Origin of the sequence: Rubrivirga sp., from assembly GCF_049648075.1 — a bacterium.
Taxonomy (GTDB): Bacteria; Bacteroidota; Rhodothermia; order Rhodothermales; family Rubricoccaceae; genus Rubrivirga.
On record NZ_JBARYR010000695.1, the window covers coordinates 1 to 1,687 of the forward strand.

Annotated in this window: 2 protein-coding genes; both read left to right on the forward strand. The window is 69.4% G+C overall.

Annotation, left to right across the window (positions count from 1 at the left end; translation table 11 throughout):
* Nucleotides 1–691 precede the first annotated feature (691 nt).
* The gene (locus WBA11_RS18420; protein ID WP_424522093.1) at nt 692–1,378 is read left to right on the forward strand and encodes a sensor histidine kinase; all 687 of its coding nucleotides are present in this window, start codon (nt 692–694) and stop codon (nt 1,376–1,378) included.
* On the forward strand, nt 1,371–1,687 hold a 317-nt coding region (locus WBA11_RS18425), incomplete at its 3' end, for a LytR/AlgR family response regulator transcription factor (RefSeq protein ID WP_424522094.1). The genes WBA11_RS18420 and WBA11_RS18425, both read left to right, overlap by 8 nt.

The following is a 1,687-nucleotide window of genomic DNA, read 5'->3' on the forward strand; positions in this document are numbered from 1 at the left end:
CCGTTGCCGCGTCAGACCCTCGAGGTCGGGCTGGGAATCGGCGCGGGCGCCCAAGAAGAGTCGGAGGGCCTCGGCCCGCTGGGTCGCGGCGTAGCGGAACGCGACGATGGCCGCCGGCACGAGGACGACGGCGAGCGCGAGGACGAGGGGCGAGCGGAACGACACGGACGGAGGCTACCCACGCCAGGCGCCTCGGTGCCGCGCCCCGCTCGATTGAAGCCGATGCCGCCCGTCCTCGAGGGCGACCACTCGTCCGAATCCGGCGCCCTCGAGGACGCGGGTTCGCTAGTCTCGCCATGTGCCACGCCTCTCACGGACTCGTCTCTACTGGATCTGCCAGCTCGGTGGATGGACACTCGCCATTGGCGGCTCTATGGGATACGCCTCGCTGTCAGCGCCGTACGGCGTGCCAGGTATTCCAGCGACTCAGATGGTGTTCTCCATCGTGCTCGCATACTCGATGACGCTCGGAGGGACACACGCGATTCACGTCGTTTCTACGCGCAGCGGTTGGTTCGGTCTCCCGCTCCGCAGGCTCGCACCTCGCCTCCTCCTCGCGGTCGTCGGAGCGGCGCTTCTCGCTCAGGTAGTGGGCTACGTAATGACCTATCTCGCCGAGCCACTCGTCAATCCGGATGCTCTGGCCCCACAGCCGCTGCCTAGTCTCGCCGAGTTCACGTCGGGCATGGCCATGCTCACATCGCTCTTTGCGATCTGGGCAACGGTTTATGCTCTCGCCCTGACCGCCTTCCGCCTAGCCGACGCTGATCGCGACAGGCTCCACCTCCGCGCGACCCTCGCCGAGTCGCGGAGCCGCGCCCTCGAGTACCAGCTCAACCCGCACTTCCTGTTCAACGCGCTCAACACCGTCCGCGCGCTCATCCGCGACGAGCCTGAGGAAGCCCGCCGCGCCGTCACGTTGTTGTCCGGCCTGCTTCGCCGAACGCTGGTCGCGGGGCGAGAAACAACGCACGCCCTCGAGGACGAACTCGCCCTCGTCGAGACCTACCTCGGCCTCGAGGCGCTCCGCTTCGAGGACCGGCTGCACGTCCGCCTCGAGGTCGCCGCCGACGCACTCGAGGCCGAGGTCCCGGCACTGCTCGTCCAGACCCTGGTCGAAAACGCCGTCAAGCACGGCGTCGCCCGCAATCGCGCCGGCGGAGAGATCGCCGTCCGCGCCGACATCCAAGACGGGCGCCTTCACCTCGAGGTCGAGAACCCCGTCGCCGGTGGCCCTGAGCCTGAAGGCACCGGCACAGGGCTCGCCAACGCACGCGAGCGTCTGGCCTTGCTCTTCGGCGACGCCGCGACGCTCGACCTCGAGGTCGGACCCGAGCGCGCCGTCGCGACCGTCACCCTACCCGCCACCGATGCCTGACCTCCGCGCCGTCGTCGTGGACGACGAACGACTCGCCCGTCTCGAGCTCTGCACGCTTCTCGCGGCCCATCCCGTCGAGGTCGTCGGCCAGGCGGTCGATGCCGACGCGGCCGAGGCGCTACTCACCGACCTCGAGGGCGCGGGCGCCCGACCCGACGTCGTGTTCTTGGACGTCCAAATGCCGGGCCGGAGCGGGTTCGACTTGCTCGCCGACCTCGAGGCCGCGCCCGACGTCGTGTTCGTGACCGCCTACGACGAGCACGCCCTGCGCGCCTTCGAGGTCTCCGCCGTCGACTACCTGCTCAAGCC